Genomic DNA, 24,699 nt, shown 5'->3' with positions numbered 1-24,699 from the left:
ATAATGTAGTGTATATGTTTAAAATGAATCAATTAGTCGTGGGGTTATTTTTATTTCTCTCTTCTCTTTTCTCCTGTCAGCAGAAAGGAGATTTTAAAACGGTGAATGTAGATGAGTTCGATTCTTTCATTCAGGATGAAGAAGTGCAGCGTCTGGATGTCCGTACACTGGCTGAATATTCAGAAGGACATATTGCCAGAACGATCAATATTAATGTGATGGATGACTCTTTTGCTTCAATGGCGGATTCGTTATTGCAAAAGAGCAAACCGGTAGCTCTGTATTGCCGTAGTGGTAAACGAAGCAAGAAAGCTGCTGCGATTCTTAGTGAAAAAGGGTATAAGGTTATAGAGCTTGGCAAAGGATTCAATGCCTGGCAGGCAGCCGGAAAAGAAATAGAACACTAAAAGACCGTTCTCATCATTATGAAAAAAACAGCTCACTGTAATAGGGGGTGTTTTCTCTCATAATGATGAGAACGGTCTTTAGTACTTTTATAGCCCTTCAATCAATCTCTTCAAAACTACCGTAGCCGATATTTCACGGTTGGCAGCTTCAGGAATAACAATAGACTGAGGACTTTCAATCACATCGTCTGTAACAATCATATTTCTACGGACAGGCAGGCAGTGCATAAAGAATGCATTGTTGGTTACTGCCATCTGGCGGTCGCTGACTGTCCACTCGCGGTCTTTGCTTAATATCTGCCCGTAGTTGTCTCCTGCATAAGCAGCCCAGTTCTTGGCATATATAAAGTCTGCTCCTTCGAAAGCTTTCATCTGGTCATACTCTACCTTGGCATTTCCTACAAATTGCGGAGCTAACTCATATCCTTTCGGATGGGTGATCACGAAATCGTAATCAGTGGCATTCATCCATTCGGCAAAAGAATTGGGAACAGCCTGTGGCAATGGACGGGGATGCGGAGCCCAAGTCATGACGACTTTAGGGCGTGCGGTCTTTTTGTATTCTTCAATGGTAATCAAATCGGCAAAACTTTGCAGCGGATGCCGCGTAGCTGCTTCCATAGAGAATACCGGACGTCCGGAATATTGAATAAACTGATTGAGGATGGTCTCTTGATAGTCAAACTCACGATCTTCGAAACGGGCAAAGGAGCGTACTCCGATGATATCGCAATAACAGCCCATCACGGGAATGGCTTCCAGCAGGTGCTCCGGTTTGTCACCGTCCATGATGACGCCACGTTCTGTTTCCAGCTTCCAGGCGCCTTGGTTGATGTCTAGGACCATCACATTCATTCCCAAATTAATAGCAGCTTTCTGTGTGCTAAGACGAGTACGAAGACTGGAGTTGAAGAAGATCATCATCAATGTCTTGTTTCGTCCCAATTCTACATATTTGAAGCGGTCCTTTTTAATTTCAAATGCTTCTGCAAGGGCTGATTTTAAATCGCCGATGTCCTGTACACAAGTAAATTTCTTCATTTTATCTATCATTAATCGTTATTATCCAATCTGTTGTTTACGGTTTATCAACCCTGATTCATGTCTTATGCCCTGTGGTCACCGTTTTGTTTTACCATCTGGTTTGCCCGTCTCCTTCAATCACCCATTTGTAGGAAGTGATTTCTTCCAGTCCCATCGGACCACGGGCATGCAGCTTTTGGGTACTGATGCCGATTTCAGCACCTAAACCAAACTGGGCGCCATCTGTGAAGGCGGTAGAAACATTGGTGTATACACAGGCTGCATCTACTATCTTAGTGAACAAGGCCGCACGTTCTTTGTTTTCAGTGATGATACATTCGCTGTGTTTTGAACTGTTTTCTTGTATATGTCCCAATGCGTCTTCAAAGCTTTTCACAGTCTTGACGGCCATTTTATAATCCAGGAACTCGGTTCCGAAGCTTTCTGTAGTGGCAGGTACCAGTAATTCTGCGGGATAATACCCCTCCAGTGCCCGGTAAGCCTGGGCATCTGCATAGACGATTACATTGCTTTCTTTCAGTTTATCGCAGAGTGCCGGCAGGTCAGTCAGGCGTTTTTCGTGGATAATGGTACAATCCAACGCATTGCAGACACTGACACGACGTGTTTTGGCATTATGGATAATGTCGGCTCCTTTTGTTGTGTCACCAAACTCGTCAAAATAAGTATGACATATACCTGCTCCTGTTTCAATCACAGGAATCCGCGCATTCTCGCGTACAAAGTTTATCAGATTGCTGCTTCCTCTCGGAATGATGAGGTCAACAAATCCTACTGCATTCAGCAAAGCGGCAGTGGCTTCCCTGTCGGCAGGGAGTAGTTCTACTATATGCGGATTGACGTTGAACTTCTTCAGCACTTTATGAATAATGCTGATGATGGCACGATTAGAATCGTCTGCATCGCTTCCACCTTTCAGGATGCAGGCATTGCCACTCTTCAGGCAAAGGGAGAATACGTCGAAACTAACGTTCGGGCGAGCCTCATAGATAATGCCTATGACTCCAAAAGGTACGCTGATCTTTGTCAGCTTCATTCCGTTCGGACGAGTTGTTTCTTTCAGGATTCTTCCTAAAGGAGAAGGAAGGGTTGCTACATTACGTGTATCGTCAGCGATACCTTTCAGTCTCTCTGCCGTAAGTTTCAACCGGTCGTATTTCGGATTACTTTGATCCATCCGTGCCAGGTCCTTCTCATTCTCTGAAAGAATGAAGGCTGTTTCGGCAATGGTAGCATCCGCTACCGCATTCAGTATCTGATTGATGATATCATCACTCAGTAAAGCCAGTTCACGACTGGCAGCTTGTACGGCAGCGAAGGTTTCGTTTAAATTTGTAGTCATTTGCTCCTTTTTTACGTTAAATAGAAAGATGAACAGTGCAAATATAGCGAATGATGGGCACAAAGCCCGTTGAAAAATGAAATAAATCTACTCGATGTATAGGTAGTCATAGTGTACTACCGGCTTTTTACCGTGCTTGCCCATGGCTTCCCGTGCTTGTTTGGAATCACAGTTTGCCTTTCCTACACCGACCTGATTTCCCTGGAAGTCCATGATGCGGACTATTTCATCTTTTTCGAATTCGCCTTCAATATGTGTAATTCCAATCGGGAGGATACTTGCAGCCTTCTCCGAATTTAATATATCAGTGGCACATTCATTGATGTGAATTTCGCCTTTGGCAAAACCTTCGCTATGGGCAATCCATTTCTTTACGCTGGACACTGGTTCATTCGAAGGAATAAAACGGGTACAAATCGTTTCTTCCGGGTGTTGCAGCAGATCTACCAGAATATTGTCCCTCTTGCCATTGGCTATAATGACTGTAATGCCTTCATCTGCTACTTTTCGGGCTATATTTGTTTTTGTCAGCATACCTCCGCGACCGAAACTGGATTTGGAAGCCTGGATATAACTGGACAGGTCTTTGCCATGTTCAATCTCGCGAATGACCGATGATTCCGGATCTGCAGGAGAACCATTGTAAATCCCGTCTATGTTGCTGAGGATGATCAGCGCTTGTGCATCCATCATAGAAGCGATGAGGCCCGACAACTCATCATTGTCTGTAAACATAAGCTCGCTGACAGAAATCGTATCATTCTCGTTGACAATAGGGATCACTCCGTTTTCCAGCATCACTGTCATGCAATTCTTCTGGTTCAGATAATGGCGGCGGGTACTGAAGTTTTCTTTGGTAGTCAGTACTTGTCCTACCGGAATCCCGTGCTCGCGGAAAAGTTCATAGTAGCGGTTTATCAGTTTAGCCTGCCCTACTGCAGAGAATAATTGACGTTGATCTACACTGTCGAGCTTTTTCTGCGGGTGTATCTCACTGCGTCCTGAAGCGACGGCTCCTGAAGATATGAGGATAATCTCTACTCCGGATTTGTCTAACTCTGCAATCTGATCGACGAGTGCCGACATGCGTGTGACGTCTAATGTACCGTCGCGACGTGCCAATACGTTACTACCTACTTTTACTGCTATTCGTGTAAATTCCTGTTCCATTTTTACTAACGATTTGAAAGCACAAATATAGAGCTTTTTGTCGATATGTTACAAAAACAGGCTGAAAAGAATTATCTTTGCAGCCTGATAGATAAAAGAAAAACAATGAAACATACCAATCCTCAAGTAGAACAGATGACCTCCTTCATTGTGATGGATGTGTTGGAACGAGCTAATGAATTACAAAAACAAGGCATTGACGTTGTCCACCTGGAAGTGGGTGAACCGGACTTTGATGTACCGTCTTGTGTGGCAGAAGCCGCCAAGGCTGCTTATGATCAACATCTTACACACTATACCCATTCATTGGGCGATCCGGAACTACGCGGGGAGATAGCCGCATTTTATCAACGTGAATATGGAGTGGTCGTTGATCCGGACTGTATCGTGGTCACTTCCGGCTCTTCTCCGTCTATTCTTCTGGTGCTGATGTTGCTTTGCAATTCGGATAGTGAGGTGATACTTTCTAATCCGGGTTATGCTTGTTATCGCAATTTTGTGCTGGCTGCCCAGGCAAAACCTGTTCTGGTGCCTTTGTCAGAGGAGAACGGACTGCAATATGATATAGAAGCGATCCGTAAATGTGTGACTCCGCATACAGCGGCTATCTTTATTAATTCGCCGATGAATCCGACGGGAATGTTGTTGGATGAAAGCTTTCTGAAAGAGGTTGCCTCATTGGGTGTCCCCATTATTTCTGATGAAATTTATCATGGACTTGTCTATGAAGGGCGCGCGCATAGTATTCTTGAATATACTGATAAGGCTTTTGTCTTGAATGGATTCTCCAAACGATTCGCAATGACAGGACTGCGTTTAGGTTATCTGATCGCACCGAAATCCTGTATGCGTTCTTTGCAGAAGTTGCAGCAGAACCTGTTTATCTGTGCGTCCAGCATAGCACAGCAAGCCGGAATAGCGGCATTACGGCAGGCAGATACGGATGTGGAACGGATGAAACACATCTATGACGAACGTCGCCGGTATATGATTACCCGGCTTCGGGAAATGGGATTTAAAATAAAAGTAGAGCCTCAGGGAGCTTTTTATATCTTTGCCGACGCACGCAAATTCACTGCCGACTCTTATCGTTTCGCATTCGATGTGCTCGAAAATGCGCATGTCGGTATTACTCCCGGTATTGATTTTGGAACGGGAGGTGAAGGATATGTACGTTTCTCCTATGCGAACTCTCTGGAGAATATCCAGACAGGATTGGATCGCATCAGTCAGTATCTTTCTCGTTGCGGCTTCTGATTAATTCAGTAGCTGCTTCGTACTCCTCTTCAGTGACGAGAATGGATACGGCGGGAGCAATATAAGGAGCTAATGTCCCCATAATGCCATCCTTGATGACACAACGGATATTATTGCTTTCCAATAATCCTTTGATGATTTCTGCTTCCCATGGAGAGCCTGAGAATACTTCTACGGATCTGCTATAATCTTCTTCTTTCATAATTGTGTGGCATTAGAGGTTTGTTTATTTACAAATATAACAAAAAAGAGGGACAAATGGTTATTCTTTTCTGAATTTATTCAAGAGAAATTCGTTTCACGCTGATCTGCTCCTTCAGGAAGGTAGAGGCAGATTCGGTGAATTTCTCTTCCGCTTCTGTTGTATAAAACAAACAATTCCCGTTACGGGTGCATTTAGCGTCCATTTCCGGGTGTCTGTGCAGATAATCTTTTAGGCTTTCGGCTACATATTCCCCCTGAGCAATGACGCGGATACCGTCCGGAGTATATTCCCGTATTTTAGGGAATAAGATGGGATAGTGTGTACAGCCCAGAATCATCGTGTCGATCAGAGGATCTTCAGATAGTAGCTGGTCAATATATTTCTTGATGAAATAATCTGCACCTTCGTTTTGTGACTCATTATTCTCAACCAGTGCCACCCACATCGGGCAAGCTATTCCGCTCACTTGAATTTCCGGAAATAATTTATGTATCTCCAATGGATAAGATTCGGATTTGATGGTACCTGATGTTGCCAGTATGCCGACATGCCGGTTCTGTGTAATATCTCCGATACATTCTACTGTGGGACGAATCACTCCCAGTACGCGACGGTCGGGATCAAGCTCCGGCAGATCATTCATCTGTATGCTGCGTAGTGCTTTGGCAGAAGCTGTATTGCATGCCAGTATCACTAGATGGCAACCCATCTCAAATAGTTTATTGACTGCTTGCAGGGTAAACTCATATACAATCTCAAAAGAACGGGTACCATAAGGAGCACGGGCATTATCTCCCAAATAGATATAGTCGTATTCCGGTAGCACTTCTCTTATTTTTTCGAGAATTGTCAGACCGCCGTATCCAGAATCAAAGACTCCGATAGGGCCGGGTATATGAGATAGTTGTTGCTTCATGATGAATGATAATTTATATACGCAAAGTTACATGAAAAAAGGGAAAGAGAAAGAAGCATGATCTTCTTTTCTCTTTCCCTTTCGTTATTTCTTTCGCTTATAGCTTTTTATTTAATGCCAAGCTGCGTTTTTACTTTTGGAGTCAGATTGATACTTTGTGACTCATTTACATAAGCAACCGGAGTTCTTGCAAGGTCGAAGATGTAAATCACGCCTTCAGCAGCACCTACAGCTTTGATTGCATCGTCCAACTTTTTGTAGATAGGAGCCATAGCATCAGCTTGTGCTTTCTGCATCTGCTGTTGAGCTTCCTGTTGGAACTGCTCTTGTCTTTGCATCATATCCTGCAGTTCTTTTTGTCTTCTCTCAGCAATATTAGCAGGAAGAGAGTCCTTAGCGATAGCTTGCTGGAATTCCTGATATTTCTTGTTGAATTCTTCCTGAGTTCTTTGTAATTCGCTGGTCAGTTGTTTGTCTAATGCTTCGATGTCAGATTGTGCCTTAGCAAATTCAGGCATTGCAGAAACAATCTCCTGAGCATTAATATGACCGAATTTCAGATTTTGTGCAAATACACCCATTGGGAGTGCAAGCAACAATACAAGTGCAATTTTTTTTAGCATAGTTCTATAATTTATTTGAATGATTTTTAGTTATTTTCGATGCAAATGTATGAAATTAATTTGAATATCCTAATTTTCTCAGCACTTCATCGCTAATATCAATACGAGGATTGGCAAAAATGATGCCTGCAGCGGATGCTCTGTCAAGTACAAGATCATATCCGTGTAGTTGAGACAGTTCTTTTACAGCGGCATATATTTCATCCTGAATCGGATTAATTAGCTTTTCCTGCATCTTAGCCAGTTCGCCTTCCGGACCGAAGTATGTACGCTTCAGTTCGGCAGCGGATTTCTCTTTCGCTACAATCTCATCTTCTTTCTTAGTCTTTTGAGCCGCAGAAAGAGTAGAGGACTGGGCCTGGTAGTCCTGGAACATCTTCTGTGCTTCCTTGGCAATAGCTTCTACTTCACCTTGATATTTCTTCGTAGCTTGTTGCAATTGCTCATTAGCGCTTTGATAGGCCGGAATATTTTTCAGAATATACTCCGTATCGATCAATGCAAATTTTTGTGCACTAGCTGCCATACTGATGGCAAACAGTAACATAATGGATAGAATAGACTTTCTCATAATGTTCAGTTTATAAGTATAATATAATTATTTGTGTTTGAGATTCCTAGAAATCTCAAACACAAATATACATGATTTTAATTAATAGCGCTTCAATTATATCTGTTTTTTAAAATTTATCATTCCATCTGGTATCATTTTCACCCGATATTGTTTGAGAAATTGTTCCAACGATTGTTATTAGCCATTGACGTTGACGTTCTGGTACATTATTGGGCACAATTCTTGCAACAGGAATTTCTATATTCCATTGTCTTCTAGTAAATGTTCGTTTTCCAATATCCCAAAATGCAAAATTTGAACCACCACTTGATGCAGCTACACTACATCTCAAGTCCATGGTTATATCTCTTGGTTCACTAGCTTCTTTCCAACTACCACGACCTCTGTATTCAAGTTTAACCATAAAACCAAGAACTTGTGCTACATAATCATTTACTCTGGTTGTATATGATTTAAGTTCATGTACATAATTAAATTTATATTTGGAAGATGCACGTCTAAAATTATACTGATGGCTGAACCCTATGCCATTATAGCCTAAATATCCACCTTCTCTTGTTTGTACTTTACATTCTACAGGAGAAGCATCCGTTTCACCGCATAGAATGGGAGTTGAGATCTTTTTATTATTGATTTCTACTAAATATAGCTTTCCATTATCATATTTTAGTATAGAATCGTTTATAGCTACTTCGAGATCTTTATTGAAAAGTGCTTGGAATGCTTTAGGCATAGATAACATTATCGTATCTGTACATAAGTCGGCATTTTTCAAAAGAGAATTGGAGGTTTTAGAAGTAGTCCATGCTAGTTGTTCATCATAATCTTTGATAAACAAAGAATCATAACATTCAAAAAAATGCTTTGTACTATTGAAATGTATGATATTGTAATCTTGGGATTTCAATAGTACATTTTCATTTTTATTGGTCCCTATTTCTGTTTTAGAATCATTGAATTCTTCTTGCGCACAAGCAGATAATAGAGCAATTGCTCCTAATAATAAATAGTTTGTTTTCATAATAATTAGTTTTGAATGTGGTTATATATTAAAATCATGTTTTTGTTAGAATTCTTGTCCTAAAATAAAGTGGAACTGGCTACCGCCGTATTCCTTACTACCGAAAATCTTATCGAAACCATAACCCCAATCGATCCCCATCATACCAATCATCGGCAAGAAAATACGAACGCCGACACCGGCAGAACGTTTCAAGTCGAACGGATTGAATTTAGAGATATCATGCCATGCGTTACCTGCTTCTAGGAAACCTAACACATAAATGTTGGTACTTGTTTCCAGCATCAACGGATATCTTAATTCGATACCAAGGCGTGCATAAGCATATCCTTCTTTTCCGTATGGTGTCAATGAGCTGTTTTCGTAACCACGCAAAGCAATACTTTCTGTAGCGTAGCTGGAGTAACCAGTCATACCGTCACCACCTACGTCGAATGTACCGAACGGTGATTTCTTATATTTGTTGTAATGACCTAACAAACCGAATTCCGTACGTGTCATCAATACCAGACACTTAGGATGTGCTATATAGTCCATCAACGGAGTATATGTTTTGGCTTTAAATTTCCATTTGTGGTACTCAACCCATCTATGAAGTTTGTTCATGTTGTCTTGAGTAATGCGTTCATTGTCCGCATCATAGAAATAGCCTTTATAGTCTTTACCATCAAACAATGAGTACGGCGGTGTGAACTGCACTGACAGCGAGAAGTCCGAACCTGTACGCGGGAAGATCGGGTTGTCAATAGAGTTACGGGCCAAAGTCAATGAAATGCTAAGGTCATTACATTTACCGTTGGTTACCGGGAAGTACTGCCAGTCTTTCAGATTGTAGCGTTGGTAAGCCAATTCTGCAGACAATGTAAAGTAGTCATCCGGCCATTTCAGACGTTTACCCCAACCTAGAGAAAGTCCCCACATTTTAATAGATTTATCCGGGTCGTAATAGTTCTCATAGTTGTTGTAGTTACCGTAGTTGTATGAGCCATAGCCACCATAGCCTGCATAATAACTGTTGTAATAGTTGTTGAAATAGCTGGAGTTATAGTAGCGGCTGCTGATGTCAGTCTGTACTGAGAAGAAAGCCGATACAGAGAGTGAGTTCGGGCGTTTTCCACCAAACCAAGGATCAAAGAATGAGATACTATATGATTGATAGTATTTAGCATTCGTCTGACCGCTGATGGTCAATGTCTGTCCATCACCTTGTGGCAGGATACCACGATAGTTTTCACCCGGGCGCAGCAAGTTGGCAACAGAGAAGTTCGTAAACTTCAGACTCAGTTTACCGATGATACCTGTTTGTCCCCAACCGGCAGAGAATTCTACCTGGTCATTGGCTTTGGATGTCAAAGGCAGACCTATATCAACGGTTCCGTTAATCGGGTCCGGCTGAATATCCGGTTGCAGTTTTTCAGGGTCGAAGTGTCCCATCTGCTGGATTTCACGTAAAGAACGCATCAGGTCATCTTTGCTGAACAATTGTCCCGGACGAATACGAAGTTCACGACGAACTACATTTTCATACAGACGGTCGTTACCGCTGATGTTGATCTTATTGATAGTAGCCTGACGACCTTCATAGATTCTCATTTCGAGGTCAATGGAGTCACCGACAATATTTACTTCTACCGGATCAAGATTGTAGAACAAATAACCGTTATTATAGTATAAGTTACCGATTGCATCGTCATCTGTAGAAGTACGTTCGCTCAATAACTTCTGGTTATAAACATCACCCTTCTTCATGCGGAGCAAGAAGTTCAGCTGTTCAGACGGATACAGTGTGTTACCTACCCATGTCACATTACGGAGGTAATACTTCTGACCTTCGTCTATATCCATAAATACGTCTACTGTCTTTTCATCGTATTGCGCTATACTGTCTTTTACGATCATAGCATCACGATATCCCAGCTCGTTGTATTTATCTATGATCAGCTGCTTGTCTGCTTCAAAGTTCTCCGGCACAAATTTCTTGGTACGGAACAAGTTCAGAAGTTTACCTTTTTCATTGGTTTTTTTCATTACCTTCTTCAGCTTGGATGTTTTGATTGCAGAGTTTCCGGTAATATGGATAGCATGTACCTTAATCTTTTCCTTCTTATCGATATCGATATCCACAATCACCTGATTCTCGTTCGCAGGATCGTCTTTTTGTGAGATAATCACTTCTGCATTCTTAAAACCTTTATCGTCGAAATAACGTTTGATTAATGTCTTGGCGCGGTCAACGGTGTTCGGAGTGATCTGCATACCTTTTACCATACCCAATTTACCTTCCAGGTCGGTACGTTCTGACTTTTTCACACCATGGTAGCGTACGTCCGCAATACGGGGGCGTTGCGTCAGGCTTATTTTTAACCAGATTTTGTTACCTTCCACCTTTTCGGCAGTGATCTGTACGTTAGAGAATAAACCATGTTTCCAGTAGCGCTTGATTGCTCCGGTAATCTCATCACCCGGCACGGTGATAGTTTGTCCTACTGACAGACCGGACAGACCAATTAATACATAGTCTTCATAATTCTTTACGCCTTCTACCTTAATGTCTGCTATCTCATACTTTTTGGGTGTTCCGGAGTATAAGATAACTGGTTTAGAGTCTTCGTCGGTGTCGGCATTTTGCGCAGTGCCTGTAACTGCAAAGCAGAACAGGCAGATAAACGTTACGAATATAAAGGAAATACGATAATGCATTTATGTTATAATTTGATGTTTCGGATTATGTTAGCTGATTTGTTCACTTGTTTTGCCGAATCGGCGCTCCCTTTGCTGATACTCATAAATGGCTTTGCAGAGTTCTTCTTTGTCGAAGTCCGGCCAAAACGTATCACAAAAATAAAGCTCCGAATAAGCACACTGCCATAACAGGTAGTTACTTAGCCGGATTTCTCCTCCCGTGCGGATCAGTAAATCCGGATCGGGCATAAAGTTTGTGGTCAGATGAGTAGTAATGCATTCATCTGTTATTTGTTCGGGAGAAATTTCTCCCGTTTTCGCTTTCTGTGCAATCTGTCGAACAGCTTCAGTAATCTCCCAGCGGGAAGAATAGCTGAGTGCCAGTACCAGACATGTCCCTGTATTATTCGCAGTGTGTGCTATACATGATGATAGTCCTTTCTGTACATCCACAGGTAATTTCTCTATATCGCCAATGATGCGGAAACGAATATTATTCTTCATCAGAGTTTCCTCTTCGATAGAGTCCAGTAATAGGTTCATCAAAGCTGCTACCTCTTCCTGCGGACGATTCCAGTTCTCAGTGGAGAAGGTATATAAAGTCAGATATTTAACCCCCAGGCGTGCAGCATCTTCGATAATTTTATGTACCGTTTCTGCACCTGCCTGATGACCGTAAGTTCGTTCTTTTCCCCGTTGCTTGGCCCATCTCCCATTCCCATCCATGATGATGGCTATATGCTGGGGAATCCGATTTTTGTCTATTTTCTCTATATAGGACATGTTTTGATTATAAGGTTCGTATTTAACTACTTCTTATTGTATTAGGAATCCGAGTTTATTAACTCTACCACGCCAGATCTTGTCGATACCTTTACCGCCTACCATCCATATATAATGGTTTCTGTCAACTACCATTGTGTAGTTTACTTCTTTTCCCTTGAAGCTGTATTCGGAATAAGGATATTGTGTCACTCCTCCTTCAAGTTTGACCGGAGGAAGAATCCCGGGAAGCATAAACATTCTGTCTACACCTTTCCAAACAAGCAGTGTTGGAGATGTATAGAACTTCTGGAATCCTTTCGCATCATCTTTATTCTCTTTTCCACAAATGTAGAATGCGTCATTATAATGTATAATAGATGGATCTACCAGCTTTGGACAATTATTATTTGATGGAATTTCCATCGGAATCCAAGCTTTACCATCTTCTGAAGCCCAAACAACTGTAGCTGTGTCATTGTCTAAACCGTCTGCAGTATTACCTACTACTATAGCATTCAATGTTCCGCTCTCAGTTGCGTATACATCAGCTGACAGATTGTTGACAGGGAATTCTGCAGGCACTATCTCCTCGCCTGTTGTGATATTCCATTCATTCTCAGTCTTTTCTGCAAAACTAAAGTATTTCTGTCCATTCTTCTCAACTATGCTTGCAATACCGTTAATCTTTTTATGATTACTACCATCATTGTCTGAGAAACTGGTAATCAAATTGCTAACAGTCGCTCCACTAGGGGTGAGGACAGCATCTTCGGCCCACATCAGACCATCTGCGGAATTATATACCTTATTATTGGCAAGTAAGTATAACTTTTCATCGAAGCGAATAATAGACGTAACATCAGCACCTTCAGGAAGGGTGGCATTCTTCAACTCCCAATTTTGCCCATAGTTTAAACGATCAGTAGGAGAACCTGCCGGTATCGTTGTACTATATACTTTATCACTATTTTGGGTGAACAGTAATATGTTGTCACCTAATGTTACTATCTTTTGTTTTTGTTCGGTAATTCCTGCTGGGTTCGCAGCTATCGGTTCTTTTCCCCAGCTAAGTGAATCGGGTACCATACGGTGCATGCGTACACTTACTCTGTATTCATTCTGTGTCTGCATATCCGGTGCCCATACCTTTAGTACCAGATATTTCCCTTCTTCGGGAGCATTTACATATTTGAGCAGATCAATAGAGTCATTTATATTAATGATTGAGTCCTGATCACTCTGATCTTTCATCGTCACGATTCCGGATGCTGTTGTCAGCGTCTTGATCAGAATCTTATTAATGATCGTGTCAGCATTGACAGGCAGTGAATCCACATTGTATATTAAACGACTAATTTGGTCAATTGTGAATTTATAGTTTACCCCGTAACCTATAGTGTCAAGTTCAAACGCATGTATAGTCGCATCCGGACTATAATTGACGTCGTTATCATTGTCAAGGCATGACGTAATAACGAATGACACCATGAAAAAACTCGCAATGATTGATAAAAACTTTATTCTCATTTGAAAGATTGTGTTTATTTACAAGTTGCAAAAATAGGAACATTTTTTCCGATATAGAACATTAAGGGGAAGTTTTATATAAAATTATAGATAATAACGCTGTTTTTATCGACGTAGAACCCCTTGAATAGAACTATTTTAGCCATCTTCCGAAAACATACCGCCAAATCTGTCTGTCGAAGTGTTCTTCTGTCGAATAACTAAAATTATCGCTTATTTCAGGTGCTTTAACACCGGAATTCAGCTTGCACGGACATTTCTCAATATATACTTCATCCCATAGTTCGGTGTCGATGAATGATTGGAGCAATTGACTTCCTCCTTCTACCAGTAAGGACTGTATTTTTTGTTGATATAACACTTCCATGATTTGAGGCAAAACATCTTGGGTGAAGTCAATCGTCTTGTATGTGACGTTCTTCTCGTCCGAATGTTTTTCTGCTGTAAATACGATAGTGGAAACTTCCCCGTCGAACAGGTGCAGGCTGTGGGGAAGGGACAGGGCACGGTCCAAAACGATACGTATTGGATTTCGTCCGTACCAGTTGCGGACAGTCAGTGATGGGTTGTCCAGCAATGCTGTCCGTCTGCCTACCATGATTGCATCTGCTTCTGCTCTTTTCTTATGTACCAGCATAGAAGAAAGGGGAGAGGACAGTACTACAGGTTTGCCGTCAGTCCGTTCGATATCTATAAAATGATCGGCTGATTCAGCCCATTTAAGTGTGATAAAAGGACGGTGCAGTGTGTTGAAAGTAATAAAACGCCGGATCAGATGCCGGCATTCTTTTTCCAGTACTCCCACTATCACTTCCCTTCCTGCGTCCCGCAACTTCTGAATCCCTCTTCCGGCAACCTGCGAAAAAGGGTCTTGGCAACCGATTACAATACGGGGAATTTGTTTCTCGATAATCAGATCAGCACAGGGAGGCGTTTTTCCATAATGCGAGCAAGGTTCCAGGCTGACATAAATGGTGGAACGACTCAATAACGACTCGTCTTTGACGGAACGAATCGCGTTTACTTCGGCATGCGCCTCTCCGCAGCGGATATGATATCCTTCACCGATAATACGTCCGTCACATACGATAACGGCCCCTACCATCGGGTTTGGAGCGACATTGCATTGTCCGTTTTTTGCCAGCTCAATACAACGTCTCATGTATTTTTCTTCTTCCATTTTGGTGCTCTTCGCTATATTATTCTTACTTTTGCACTCCGAAATTGTAAAATATGAACCGCATCACTACTTACATCCGTCAGTCATTGCAGGATATTTATCCACCGGAAGAGGTCAGGGCTCTTTCGATGCTGATCTGTTGCGACATTTTGGGGGTGGATGCGCTTGATATTTACATGGGCAAAGATATAATTTTATCTGCATGCAAACAGCGTGAATTAGAAAACATTATATTCCGTTTGCAGAAAAATGAGCCTATACAGTACATTCGGGGATATGCCGAGTTTGGTGGAAGGAACTTCCGGGTAGCTCCCGGCGTGCTGATACCTCGTCCGGAGACAGCTGAGTTGGTGAGTTTGATTGTGAAAGAGAATCCGGATGCCCGTTGCCTATTAGATATAGGTACGGGAAGCGGATGTATTGCCATCTCTTTGAGCAAAAGTCTGCCGGGAGCGAGAGTAGATGCCTGGGATATTTCGGAAGAAGCGCTGGCTATTGCCCGAAAGAATAATGAAGAGCTGGATGCGCAGGTCACATTTTGCAGGCAGGATGTTTTTTCTGCTGATGGGATGCAGAGCGGATCTTATGATATAATTGTCAGCAACCCGCCTTATGTGACGGAGACTGAAAAAAGAGAGATGGAAGCGAATGTGCTTGACTGGGAACCGGAGCTTGCTCTGTTCGTTCCTGATGAAGACCCTTTGCGCTTTTATCGCCGGATTGCTGAGTTGGGGCGTGAATTGCTCCGTCCGGACGGTAAACTCTATTTTGAAATAAATCAGGCATACGGACAAGACATGATACGCATGATAGAAATGAACCAATATCGAGACGTTCGTGTTATAAAAGACATATTTGGAAAAGATAGAATACTTACAGCTAACCGATGAGTGCACAATTAACCGATGAAGAGGCTTTGAATCGTGTAGCCTCTTATTGCTCCGCCGCAGAACATTGCCGGGCAGAAGTAAATGAAAAATTACAGCGTTGGGGAATAGCCTATGAGACCATAGCGCGTATCCTTGAACGGCTGGAAACCGAAAAGTATATTGATGACGAACGCTTTTGTCGTGCTTTTGTGAACGATAAATTTCGTTTTGCCAAATGGGGGAAGATGAAAATAGCGCAGGGACTCTACATGAAGAAGATTCCTTCCGACGTGGCATGGCGTCATCTGAATGAAATAGATGATGAAGAGTACCTTTCCATCCTTCGTGACTTGCTGGCTTCCAAGCGGAAAAGTATCCATGCGAAAGACGACTATGAACTGAATGGAAAGCTGATGCGATTCGCCATGAGCCGGGGTTTTGAGCTCAAAGATATACGTCGTTGTATCGAACTTCCGGAGGAAGAGGGACAATTCAGTTAAAAAATAAACGGATTCTTCTTTTTATTCTCATTCAATTTCTGTACTTTTGCGGCAAATAATTAATAGTTAGTTTAGTTATGAAAAACTTAGAGAGACTATTCGCGGAGAAACTTTTGAAGATTAAAGCTATTAAACTTCAACCCGCTAACCCTTTTACATGGGCTTCTGGATGGAAATCCCCCTTTTACTGTGATAACCGTAAAACTCTGTCCTATCCTTCTCTTCGTAATTTTGTGAAGATTGAAATTACACGTCTGATATTGGAACGATTCGGACAGGTGGATGCGATTGCCGGTGTGGCCACAGGTGCTATTCCGCAAGGAGCTTTGGTGGCTGATGCATTGAATCTGCCGTTCGTGTATGTTCGTTCTACCCCGAAAGATCACGGATTGGAGAACCTGATTGAAGGAGAACTTCGTCCGGGTATGAAAGTTGTAGTGGTTGAAGATTTGATTTCTACAGGTGGTAGTAGTTTGAAGGCTGTAGAGGCAATTCGTCGCGACGGATGCGAAGTGATTGGTATGGTAGCTGCCTATACGTACGGTTTCCCTGTTGCAGAGGAAGCGTTTAAGAATGCCAAAGTACCTTTGGTGACGTTGACTAATTACGAGGCAGTGCTTGATGTTGCCCTTCGCACAGGTTATATTGAAGAAGAAGATATTGCAACATTGAACGAATGGCGTAAAGACCCTGCCCATTGGGATGCAGGAAAATAATATTGTATTATTTGACAGAAAATTTTAGTAAGAAAGAACCATTCGGACAATCCTTGTTCGGATAGTTCTTTCTTTTATTTTATACCAATAAAGAATTATGGCTAATTTTGAAAGTAGTGTGAAGGTAATACCTTACAGTCAGGAACGTGTGTATGCTAAACTTTCAGACTTGAGTAATCTGGAATCCGTAAAAGACCGTTTGCCGGAAGATAAGGTGCAGGATTTGAGTTTCGATTCGGATATCTTGAGTTTTAATGTTTCGCCTGTAGGGCAGATAACGTTGCAGATTGTTGAGCGTGACCCTTGTAAATGTATAAAACTTGCGACTACCAATTCTCCACTTCCTTTTAATATGTGGATTCAGTTGGTAGAGACTGCCGAAGAAGAGTGTAAGATAAAGTTGACTATCGGTATGGACATTAATCCGTTCATGAAAGCGATGGTACAGAAGCCTCTCCAGGACGGTTTGGAGAAGATGGTCGAGATGCTGTCGATGATTCAATATTAATAAGTATTAGGTATTAAGTATTACTTAAAACAATTATGGCGCAGAAACTTTGGGAAAAATCCGTGCAGGTAAATAAAGATATCGAACGTTTCACGGTGGGACGTGACCGGGAGATGGATCTTTATCTGGCTAAACATGATGTACTCGGTTCTATGGCTCATATTACGATGCTCGAAAGTATCGGCTTGTTGACAAAAGAAGAACTGGAGCAGTTATTGGCTGAGCTGAAAAATATTTATGCTTCGGCTGAGAAAGGTGAGTTTGTGATAGAAGAAGGAGTGGAGGATGTGCATTCTCAGGTAGAATTGATGCTGACCCGCCGTTTGGGAGATGTCGGCAAGAAGATTCACAGTGGGCGTTCGAGAAATGATCAGGTTTTGCTGGACCTTAAACTCTTTACCCGTACACAAATCCGTGAGATAGCGGAAGCTGTCGAACAACTTTTTCATGTGTTGATCCTTCAGAGTGAACGATATAAGAATGTCCTGATGCCGGGATATACCCATTTGCAGATAGCTATGCCTTCTTCTTTTGGCTTATGGTTTGGTGCTTATGCCGAAAGTCTGGTAGATGACATGCAATTTCTGCAGGCAGCTTTCAAGATGTGCAATCGCAATCCGTTGGGGTCTGCGGCAGGATATGGTTCTTCTTTCCCGTTGAACCGGACGATGACCACTGATTTGCTCGGTTTCGATTCGATGAACTACAATGTGGTGTATGCACAAATGGGGCGTGGAAAATTGGAACGTAATGTTGCTTTTGCATTGGCTACCATTGCCGGAACGATCTCCAAACTGGCTTTTGATGCTTGTATGTTCAATAGTCAGAACTTCGGTTTTGTGAAGCTGCCGGATGATTGTACTACCGGTTCCAGTATCATGCCTCATAAGAAGAATCCGGATGTATTCGAGTTGACTCGTGCCAAATGCAATAAGCTGCAATCACTTCCTCAGCAAATCATGATGATTGCAAACAATCTGCCTTCCGGTTATTTTCGCGACTTGCAGATTATAAAAGAAGTTTTCCTTCCTGCATTTCAGGAATTGAAAGACTGCTTGCAGATGACAACATACATTATGAATGAGATAAAGGTGAATGAGCATATCCTTGATGATGATAAATACCTGTTTATTTTCAGTGTAGAAGAAGTGAACCGTCTGGCACGTGAAGGTATGCCTTTCCGGGATGCATATAAAAAGGTGGGACTGGACATTGAAGCCGGAAAATTTACTCACAACAAGCAAGTACATCATACGCATGAAGGAAGTATCGGCAATCTTTGCAATGACGCAATCTCCGCATTGATGCAGCAAGTCGTTGACGGCTTTAATTTTTGTGGAATGGAAGAAGCAGAGAAAGCATTGTTGGGACGATAAATATTTTCTGCCAAACTTTTTTGTGTGAAAGTTTGGCAGAAACAAGTAAACTCCTTATCTTTGCACCCGTTGAAAAAACGCGGAAATAGCTCAGTTGGTAGAGCATAACCTTGCCAAGGTTAGGGTCGCGAGTTCGAGTCTCGTTTTCCGCTCTCTTTGAAAGGATGCTCGAATGGTGGAATGGTAGACACGAAGGACTTAAAATCCTTTGGCCATTGCGGCTGTGCGGGTTCAAGTCCCGCTTCGAGTACGAGTATTCTTTATTGCCTGTAGATCCTTGATTTACAGGCTTTTTTATTCTTTGGCTGCTGAGACAATCTCCTCCCGTACTTTCTTTGGCAAGCCTTTCACAACGATATCATAAGATTTCTGTACCAGTTCCCGTATCTTCTCGTCCGGAACGTCCTGATTGAAGTAGGCACTGATCCAATACTTCTTATTCATGTGCCATCCCGGCTTTATGCCCAGATACGCAGCCTGTAATTCCAGTGATTCGTTCGGATTACATTTAATACAGCAGAAGTCGAATATTTCGATGTTTACAAAGCAGAACCATTTATCTGCTACATAAAAACAGAGTACGTCGCGGCTATATGGGTCGGGTACATCGGTAAACGGCATCCTCTCATGGACGCCATTGAGTGATAAGCAGTATTCTCTGAACTCTTCAATATTCATTTTGGCATTTTTTTAAAGGATGGTGTAAAGATACAAATTGTATGTTTAACGGGAGAAACCTCATTGGTCAAAAAAAGAATAATATTGTCCGATTAGAGGGAATCTTCCTGTCATAAGATATAAAACTCGACTTTTTTATCTATGTTTGTGGCATGAAGAAGTCAGTATTTTTCCTGTTTATATCTTTGATATTTACTAGTTTAGCCTATCCTCAACTGGCTATACGACATCAGATTGCTAGCCCAAAGGCAGCTGATTCACTGGATATTTCCTATTATTCTCAAAAGAGAGGAATCCGTGCGGGAGCGATGGCGTTTGGCGTCAATATGGGCGTCTGGGCTTTCGACCGCTACATCCGGAAAGCGGATTTTGCTTATATCGATATGCATACAATCAAGGAAAATATTAAGCATGGCTTTGTCTGGGATAATGATGCCATGGGTACAAATATGTTCATGCATCCTTATCATGGCAGTCTGTACTTCAATGCCGCCCGCTCGAATGGATATAATTACTGGCAGTCAGGCCTGTATGCTTTCGGCGGGAGTTTCATGTGGGAGATGTTTATGGAGTGTGAATATCCTTCTGCCAACGATATCATAGCGACACCGATTGGCGGAATGGCATTGGGCGAAGTGTTCTATAGAACTTCCGATCTTATTCTCGATGACCGGAAGACCGGTGTTTCCCGTTTTGGGCTGGAATTTGCCTCGTTTGTGGTTTCTCCTATGCGTGGTCTTACCCGTATTATCAACGGAGATGCCTGGAAAAGACGCTTAACATCGGGCAAGCAATTTGGTGTGCCCGATGTTAGTGTGGATATTTCTATGGGAGTGCGTGCGCTTGAATTGGAAGATGAAATCTTTGATAAGGGTGTCGGGTTTGCCACCGAACTGGATGTAGAATATGGAGATCGTTTTGATGCGGATGACAGGAAGCCGTATGATTATTTCTCTGTGAAGGCAAAATTGAATGTGCAGAAGTCGCAACCGATATTGGGACAGTTGAATATTGTGGGACGGCTGGCAGGCAGAGAACTGGTCGATAATAAAAAGCACTATCTGAGTTTGGGGCTTTATCAGCATTTTGACTACTATGATTCGGACACCATATCGCGCGTTTCGGCAAAAACTCCTTATAAGTTTTGTACGCCGGCTTCGTTTGGTGCCGGATTTATCTATAAGCGTAAACTGCTTAAACGTTGGGATATAGACGGATATGCTCATCTGAATGGGATTCTTCTCGGAGGTGCTCTCAGTGATTATTACAGGGTGGAGGAGCGCAATTATAACCTGGCAAGCGGTTATAGTACGAAAGTCGGGTTTAATTTCATCTATAAGAAAGATAAGTTTTCGGCATCTACTACTTACGATGTCTATCATATGTTTACCTGGAAAGGATATCCTAACAATATGGATTGGGAAAATTATAATCCGAAAACGCTGAATGCACAAGGAGACCGTTCAACGGCAATTCTTCATGCCACCGGGTTACGCTTGGATGTCAAGCTACGAAAAGGAGTGTATCTGACCGGAGCTTATATGAATTATACGCGGACTACGCGATATAAACATTATGATAATGTCTTTTCCAGCACGTCAGAAGGGTGTCTTATGTTGACCTGCAAATTATAATATGCTTTGGATTTTGTATGAAAAAAAAGATGTTCTTTTATGTGGTACCAATCTTCCGTTTTTTCTTCTTACTTATGAATGGAATATTGATATTGGGACTAATAATTCTGCGTATTTATAATATCATTATTTAATATATTAAGAATGGAACATATAATGCCAAGAATGGCACTTGTGATGGTTAATTTAAATCTTTTACTTTGCATGATTTTATGTGATAAAAAAGAATTAATAATTAACTATGAAGATTATGAAGAAAAGATTGTTGTATTTGTTCATGCTTATTTGTTCAGTAAGTCTATTCACAAGTTGTGGTGACGACGATGATGACGTGAAATATCCGGTTGACAGTGAACTTGCAGGTGCATATAAGGGAACAATGGATGTATATTATGTGGGTGTATCTACTCCTATTGCTTCTGATATGGTTCAGAAAGTTTATATTTCAAAGGCTTCGGATACTGCTGTTAAGCTGGAATTGAAGAACTTTACTATTACCGTTGCGGGTTCCGAACTTCTCATTGGTGATATTACTGTCGATAATTGTGCTTTGACAAAAAGCGGTGACACTTATAAGTTTGCTGGTAATCAAACATTGAGTCTTGTTGTGGGTTCATGCAATACATCCGTTTCGGGTACAGTTGGTAAGAATGCTGTTGAAATGGTAATTGATGTAGATGTAGAAGGCGGAATAGAGGTGAAGGTTAACTATAAAGGAACTAAACTGTCAGGAAGTGAAAACTCAGAGGCAAAAATAACAGGTTTTACTATCGACAATGAGGTTGTGACAGTAGCACCGATTATCGACGAAGAAAAGAGTGCTATTACATTTAAGGTAAATGACGAAGCTACTGCTGATGATTTGAAGGCATTGGTGCCTGTTGTCACTGTATCAGAAAAGGCTACTGTAACTCCGGCAAGTGGTGTTGCGCAGGATTTCTCCGGTGGAAAAAGCGTTGTCTATACAGTGGTTTCAGAAGACGGGACCTCAAGAAAATATACAGTTTCTATCGAAGGTGTTCAGAATATCATGAGATATTCTTTGGATGAATGGTCAGAATTTGATGCAGGCAGCAGTTATGATAACTATTGGACTCCGGAACCTGCCGGATTCTTAGCTACTTCTAATGGTGGTGCTAAAATGCTGAATGGATCATCTTCAGCTGTCAAAGTTGGCTATCCTGTGATGAAAGAAACTGAAGGTTTCAATGGTGGAGCTGCCAAATTGGTAACATTGGATTCCAGAGGACATGCTTTAGGTAGTTTGGCACCTATTACTTCCGGTTCTTTATTTACAGGAGTATTCAGTCTTAATATGCTTGCGCCTTTAAAATCTACGAAGTTTGGTATTGCTTATGACAAGGAGCCTAAATTATTTAAAGGTGTATATAAATATAAAGCCGGAACTAATTATATCGATGGTTCTAAAAAACCGGTAGAGGAAGGTCTTGATGTCGTAGATGAGTGCTCTATTGCTGCGGTATTGTATGAGGCTAAAGATGCCAGTGGCAAAGATGTGACTCTCACGGGAGTAGACATCAATACTTCAGAATATCGTGTAGCAGAAGCTCGTTTGAAAGATGGGACGGACAAAGAAGCATGGACTGCTTTTAAACTTACTTTTGAATACTTCCCTGATAAAGTTTATGATAGTACTAAAGAGTATAAACTGGCTATCGTTTGTTCTTCAAGCAAGGAAGGTGATAAGTTTAGAGGAGCTGCTAATAGTACGTTGATCGTTGATGAACTGGAGGTTGTTGGCGAATAATAGGATATATTTTATAGAGTTATATTTTTGAATAGTGGAATAGTTAAGGGGGGATTAATTTCTCCCTTTTTGTTGTATACAGTATAAATATAAACCTTAAAAAGTTGATGTTTACTGCATATATGCTTTTTTAATCTTAAAAATAGATCATAAAATACTGGGAATGGACCTTGTGAAATTTGATATAAAGATGTTACTTTGTACCCGATTTTGCAGTAAATAGATTATTAACTAAATAAGAGAATTATGAAGAAGAGTTTATTGTATTTATTTATGCTTGTTTGCTCAATGAGCATGTTTACAAGTTGTAGTGATGATGACGATGATGTTAAATATCCTGTCGATAGTGAGTTAGCTGGTGCATATAAAGGAAAGATGGATGTATATTATGTAGGTGTAAGTACTCCTATTGCTTCTGATATGGTTCAGAAAGTTTATATATCAAAAGCTTCTGATACTGCAATTAAGTTGGAATTAAAGAATTTTGTTATAAATGTAGCAGGTACTGATATTACTATCGGTGATATTGCTGTGGATAATTGCGCTTTAAAACAGGATGGTGAAGCTTTCCAGTTTTCAGGAAGTCAAACTTTAGAATTGGTTGTTGGTTCATGTAATACTTCTGTTTCAGGTACGATCGGTAATGGAACCATTGATATGGTTATTAATGTTGATGTAGCTGGCGGAATGAAAGTAAAAGTTAATTATAAAGGAAATAGATTGTCTGGAAATGAGAATGGAGAAGCAAAAATTACAGGTTTTACCTTTGAAAGTGAGTTAATAACCATGCAACCCGTGATTGATGAAGATGCAAAAACTATAACTTTTAAAGTTAGTGAGAATGCTACTACGGAAGATTTGCAAGCTTTAGTTCCTACTATTACTGTTTCAGATAAAGCTACTATAACTCCAGGATCAGGTGTCGCTCAGGATTTTACTGGGAAAGTAGTTTATACGGTTACTGCTGAGGATGGTACAGTTGTTAAGTATTCGGTATCTTTATTAGCAAAAGAAGGTATCTATGATTTTGAAACTTGGGTTGAAGATCAGGATTATCACTATCTTTCTCCATCGGGGTCGTTTGGTACTACAAATGGTGGTAGTGCATTAGTTTATAGTTCTCTTGAAGGTATTCATAAAGATAATCCTCAAGTTGTTGTTCCACCATATTGTGTTGTTCCAACAGAGGAAGCTAAAGTTGGAACTAAAGCAGCCCATCTTGAAACAATTAGTTTGGTGCAAGCTAAGGCTGACCTTAAAGAATATGGAGGTTTTGTTGGAGGCATAATGAGTGCTATGTGTCCCAATATAACAGCTGGTAGTGTATTCTTAGGAACTTTTAAATTGGATAATATTTCTAAACCTTTAACTGCAACAAAGTTTGGAGTATTGAGTTCATCAGGTAAGCCTGTAAGTTTTTCAGGATGGTATAAATATACTCCAGGTGAAAAATTTTATGATGCTAATGGCAAAGAATTAAATGAAACAGATCAATGTGCTATATATGCAATTTTGTATGAGGCTAAAGATGCAGAAGGAAATGATATTACTTTAAATGGAGAAACTGTTAACGATGAAAATTCTCCAATTGTACTTCGTGCAGACTTGGAGAGTGGAGTTGCTACTAATGGCTGGAAGTCATTTAATATAGAATTTGTAAGTGTTGGAAATAGGGTTTATGAGGCTTCTAAAGAGTATAAACTTGCATTTGTTGCTACTTCTAGTAAAAGAGGAGATTTATATGAAGGAGCTCCTGGTAGTATATTGTTGATTGATGATTTTAAGATTGAATTTAAATAATCTATCAGATAAGTCTAACATAAAAAGGAAGTGATTCGTGTCGGGACTATCCATCTGATTGTGTAAATAGAAAACTACGGGATTTTTCTCGTAGTTTTTTTATTTATGTATTAACTTTGTAAAAATCAGATTTAATG

23 protein-coding genes and 2 tRNA genes are annotated in these 24,699 nt (G+C 41.1%); 12 read left to right on the top strand and 13 right to left on the bottom strand.

The features are described from left to right. Positions 1-14 precede the first annotated feature (14 nt). Positions 15-407: a rhodanese-like domain-containing protein gene (locus BLW31_RS09650; protein ID WP_010536373.1), complete on the top strand. Its 393-nt coding sequence runs from the start codon at positions 15-17 to the stop codon at positions 405-407. 87 nt (positions 408-494) lie between these two features. On the opposite strand, the gene BLW31_RS09645 is transcribed toward BLW31_RS09650, so the two are convergent. The 3 genes from BLW31_RS09645 to proB all read right to left on the bottom strand — a co-directional run bounded on the left by BLW31_RS09645 (position 495) and on the right by proB (position 3,963). Further along, entirely contained in the window at positions 495-1,448 is a 954-nt protein-coding gene (locus BLW31_RS09645) for a Rossmann-fold NAD(P)-binding domain-containing protein (protein ID WP_010536374.1), read from the bottom strand. Between the two features lie 91 nt (positions 1,449-1,539). After that, positions 1,540-2,793 carry a glutamate-5-semialdehyde dehydrogenase gene (locus BLW31_RS09640; protein ID WP_010536375.1) on the bottom strand — a complete coding sequence of 418 codons (1,254 nt, stop codon included), beginning with the start codon at positions 2,791-2,793 and terminating at the stop codon, positions 1,540-1,542. A gap of 87 nt (positions 2,794-2,880) precedes the next feature. Then, positions 2,881-3,963: a glutamate 5-kinase gene (gene proB, locus BLW31_RS09635; RefSeq protein ID WP_010536376.1), complete on the bottom strand. Its 1,083-nt coding sequence runs from the start codon at positions 3,961-3,963 to the stop codon at positions 2,881-2,883. Between the two features lie 105 nt (positions 3,964-4,068). Here proB and BLW31_RS09630 point away from each other — a divergent pair, with 105 nt between their 5' ends. Beyond that, the gene (locus BLW31_RS09630; RefSeq protein ID WP_029425255.1) at positions 4,069-5,220 is read left to right on the top strand and encodes a pyridoxal phosphate-dependent aminotransferase; all 1,152 of its coding nucleotides are present in this window, start codon (positions 4,069-4,071) and stop codon (positions 5,218-5,220) included. Here BLW31_RS09630 and BLW31_RS09625 read toward each other — a convergent pair. The 9 genes from BLW31_RS09625 to ribD all read right to left on the bottom strand — a co-directional run bounded on the left by BLW31_RS09625 (position 5,189) and on the right by ribD (position 14,713). After that, positions 5,189-5,422, bottom strand: a complete 234-nt coding sequence (locus BLW31_RS09625) for a DUF2007-related protein (RefSeq protein WP_010536378.1) — start codon at positions 5,420-5,422, stop codon at positions 5,189-5,191. The two genes, BLW31_RS09630 and BLW31_RS09625, sit on opposite strands and share 32 nt — an antisense overlap. A gap of 76 nt (positions 5,423-5,498) precedes the next feature. After that, positions 5,499-6,341, bottom strand: a complete 843-nt coding sequence (murI, locus tag BLW31_RS09620) for a glutamate racemase (protein WP_010536379.1) — start codon at positions 6,339-6,341, stop codon at positions 5,499-5,501. A gap of 107 nt (positions 6,342-6,448) precedes the next feature. Further along, on the bottom strand, positions 6,449-6,964 hold the full coding sequence (locus BLW31_RS09615) for an OmpH/Skp family outer membrane protein (protein ID WP_010536380.1): 516 nt from the start codon (positions 6,962-6,964) through the stop codon (positions 6,449-6,451). Positions 6,965-7,019: 55 nt separating this feature from the next. Beyond that, entirely contained in the window at positions 7,020-7,535 is a 516-nt protein-coding gene (locus BLW31_RS09610) for an OmpH/Skp family outer membrane protein (protein ID WP_022301838.1), read from the bottom strand. A gap of 109 nt (positions 7,536-7,644) precedes the next feature. Next, positions 7,645-8,559: a hypothetical protein gene (locus BLW31_RS09605; RefSeq protein ID WP_010536382.1), complete on the bottom strand. Its 915-nt coding sequence runs from the start codon at positions 8,557-8,559 to the stop codon at positions 7,645-7,647. 45 nt (positions 8,560-8,604) lie between these two features. Then, entirely contained in the window at positions 8,605-11,259 is a 2,655-nt protein-coding gene (locus BLW31_RS09600) for a BamA/OMP85 family outer membrane protein (RefSeq protein WP_010536383.1), read from the bottom strand. A gap of 30 nt (positions 11,260-11,289) precedes the next feature. Continuing rightward, entirely contained in the window at positions 11,290-12,024 is a 735-nt protein-coding gene (locus BLW31_RS09595) for an isoprenyl transferase (RefSeq protein WP_010536384.1), read from the bottom strand. A 33-nt stretch (positions 12,025-12,057) separates the two neighbouring features. Beyond that, complete coding sequence (bamI, locus tag BLW31_RS09590) at positions 12,058-13,533, bottom strand: BamI family beta-barrel-assembly machinery protein (RefSeq protein WP_010536385.1); 1,476 nt, start codon at positions 13,531-13,533, stop codon at positions 12,058-12,060. Between the two features lie 133 nt (positions 13,534-13,666). Continuing rightward, the gene (ribD, locus tag BLW31_RS09585) at positions 13,667-14,713 is read right to left on the bottom strand and encodes a bifunctional diaminohydroxyphosphoribosylaminopyrimidine deaminase/5-amino-6-(5-phosphoribosylamino)uracil reductase RibD (protein ID WP_010536386.1); all 1,047 of its coding nucleotides are present in this window, start codon (positions 14,711-14,713) and stop codon (positions 13,667-13,669) included. A 53-nt stretch (positions 14,714-14,766) separates the two neighbouring features. Between ribD and prmC the strand changes: the two genes are divergently transcribed. The 7 genes from prmC to BLW31_RS09550 all read left to right on the top strand — a co-directional run bounded on the left by prmC (position 14,767) and on the right by BLW31_RS09550 (position 18,932). Continuing rightward, positions 14,767-15,603, top strand: coding sequence for a peptide chain release factor N(5)-glutamine methyltransferase (gene prmC / locus BLW31_RS09580; RefSeq protein ID WP_010536387.1), 837 nt, complete (start codon positions 14,767-14,769; stop codon positions 15,601-15,603). Then, positions 15,600-16,082 carry a regulatory protein RecX gene (locus tag BLW31_RS09575; protein WP_010536388.1) on the top strand — a complete coding sequence of 161 codons (483 nt, stop codon included), beginning with the start codon at positions 15,600-15,602 and terminating at the stop codon, positions 16,080-16,082. The genes prmC and BLW31_RS09575 overlap by 4 nt, the downstream gene beginning before the upstream one ends. Before the next feature lie 77 nt (positions 16,083-16,159). Then, entirely contained in the window at positions 16,160-16,798 is a 639-nt protein-coding gene (gene pyrE / locus BLW31_RS09570) for an orotate phosphoribosyltransferase (protein WP_010536389.1), read from the top strand. A 97-nt stretch (positions 16,799-16,895) separates the two neighbouring features. After that, positions 16,896-17,306: an SRPBCC family protein gene (locus tag BLW31_RS09565; RefSeq protein ID WP_010536390.1), complete on the top strand. Its 411-nt coding sequence runs from the start codon at positions 16,896-16,898 to the stop codon at positions 17,304-17,306. Positions 17,307-17,341: 35 nt separating this feature from the next. Next, complete coding sequence (gene argH / locus BLW31_RS09560) at positions 17,342-18,682, top strand: argininosuccinate lyase (protein WP_010536391.1); 1,341 nt, start codon at positions 17,342-17,344, stop codon at positions 18,680-18,682. 79 nt (positions 18,683-18,761) lie between these two features. Then, a tRNA-Gly gene (locus BLW31_RS09555) sits at positions 18,762-18,834 on the top strand. 14 nt (positions 18,835-18,848) lie between these two features. Next, positions 18,849-18,932 (top strand) — tRNA-Leu (locus BLW31_RS09550). Between the two features lie 44 nt (positions 18,933-18,976). Here BLW31_RS09550 and BLW31_RS09545 read toward each other — a convergent pair. Beyond that, complete coding sequence (locus BLW31_RS09545; RefSeq protein WP_010536392.1) at positions 18,977-19,360, bottom strand: MmcQ/YjbR family DNA-binding protein; 384 nt, start codon at positions 19,358-19,360, stop codon at positions 18,977-18,979. Between the two features lie 152 nt (positions 19,361-19,512). On the opposite strand from BLW31_RS09545, the gene BLW31_RS09540 reads away from it, so the two are divergent. The 3 genes from BLW31_RS09540 to BLW31_RS09530 all read left to right on the top strand — a co-directional run bounded on the left by BLW31_RS09540 (position 19,513) and on the right by BLW31_RS09530 (position 24,562). Next, on the top strand, positions 19,513-20,994 hold the full coding sequence (locus BLW31_RS09540; protein ID WP_029425258.1) for a DUF3943 domain-containing protein: 1,482 nt from the start codon (positions 19,513-19,515) through the stop codon (positions 20,992-20,994). A 250-nt stretch (positions 20,995-21,244) separates the two neighbouring features. Next, positions 21,245-22,762 (top strand): PCMD domain-containing protein, encoded by a 1,518-nt coding sequence (locus tag BLW31_RS09535; protein WP_029425260.1) that lies wholly within the window; start codon positions 21,245-21,247, stop codon positions 22,760-22,762. Positions 22,763-23,008: 246 nt separating this feature from the next. Next, positions 23,009-24,562: a PCMD domain-containing protein gene (locus BLW31_RS09530; protein ID WP_010536395.1), complete on the top strand. Its 1,554-nt coding sequence runs from the start codon at positions 23,009-23,011 to the stop codon at positions 24,560-24,562. Positions 24,563-24,699: the final 137 nt, after the last annotated feature.

It is taken from the genome of Bacteroides faecis MAJ27 (assembly GCF_900106755.1).
In the GTDB taxonomy this organism is placed as follows: Bacteria; Bacteroidota; Bacteroidia; order Bacteroidales; family Bacteroidaceae; genus Bacteroides; species Bacteroides faecis.
This window is presented reverse-complemented; position numbering and strand designations above follow the sequence as displayed.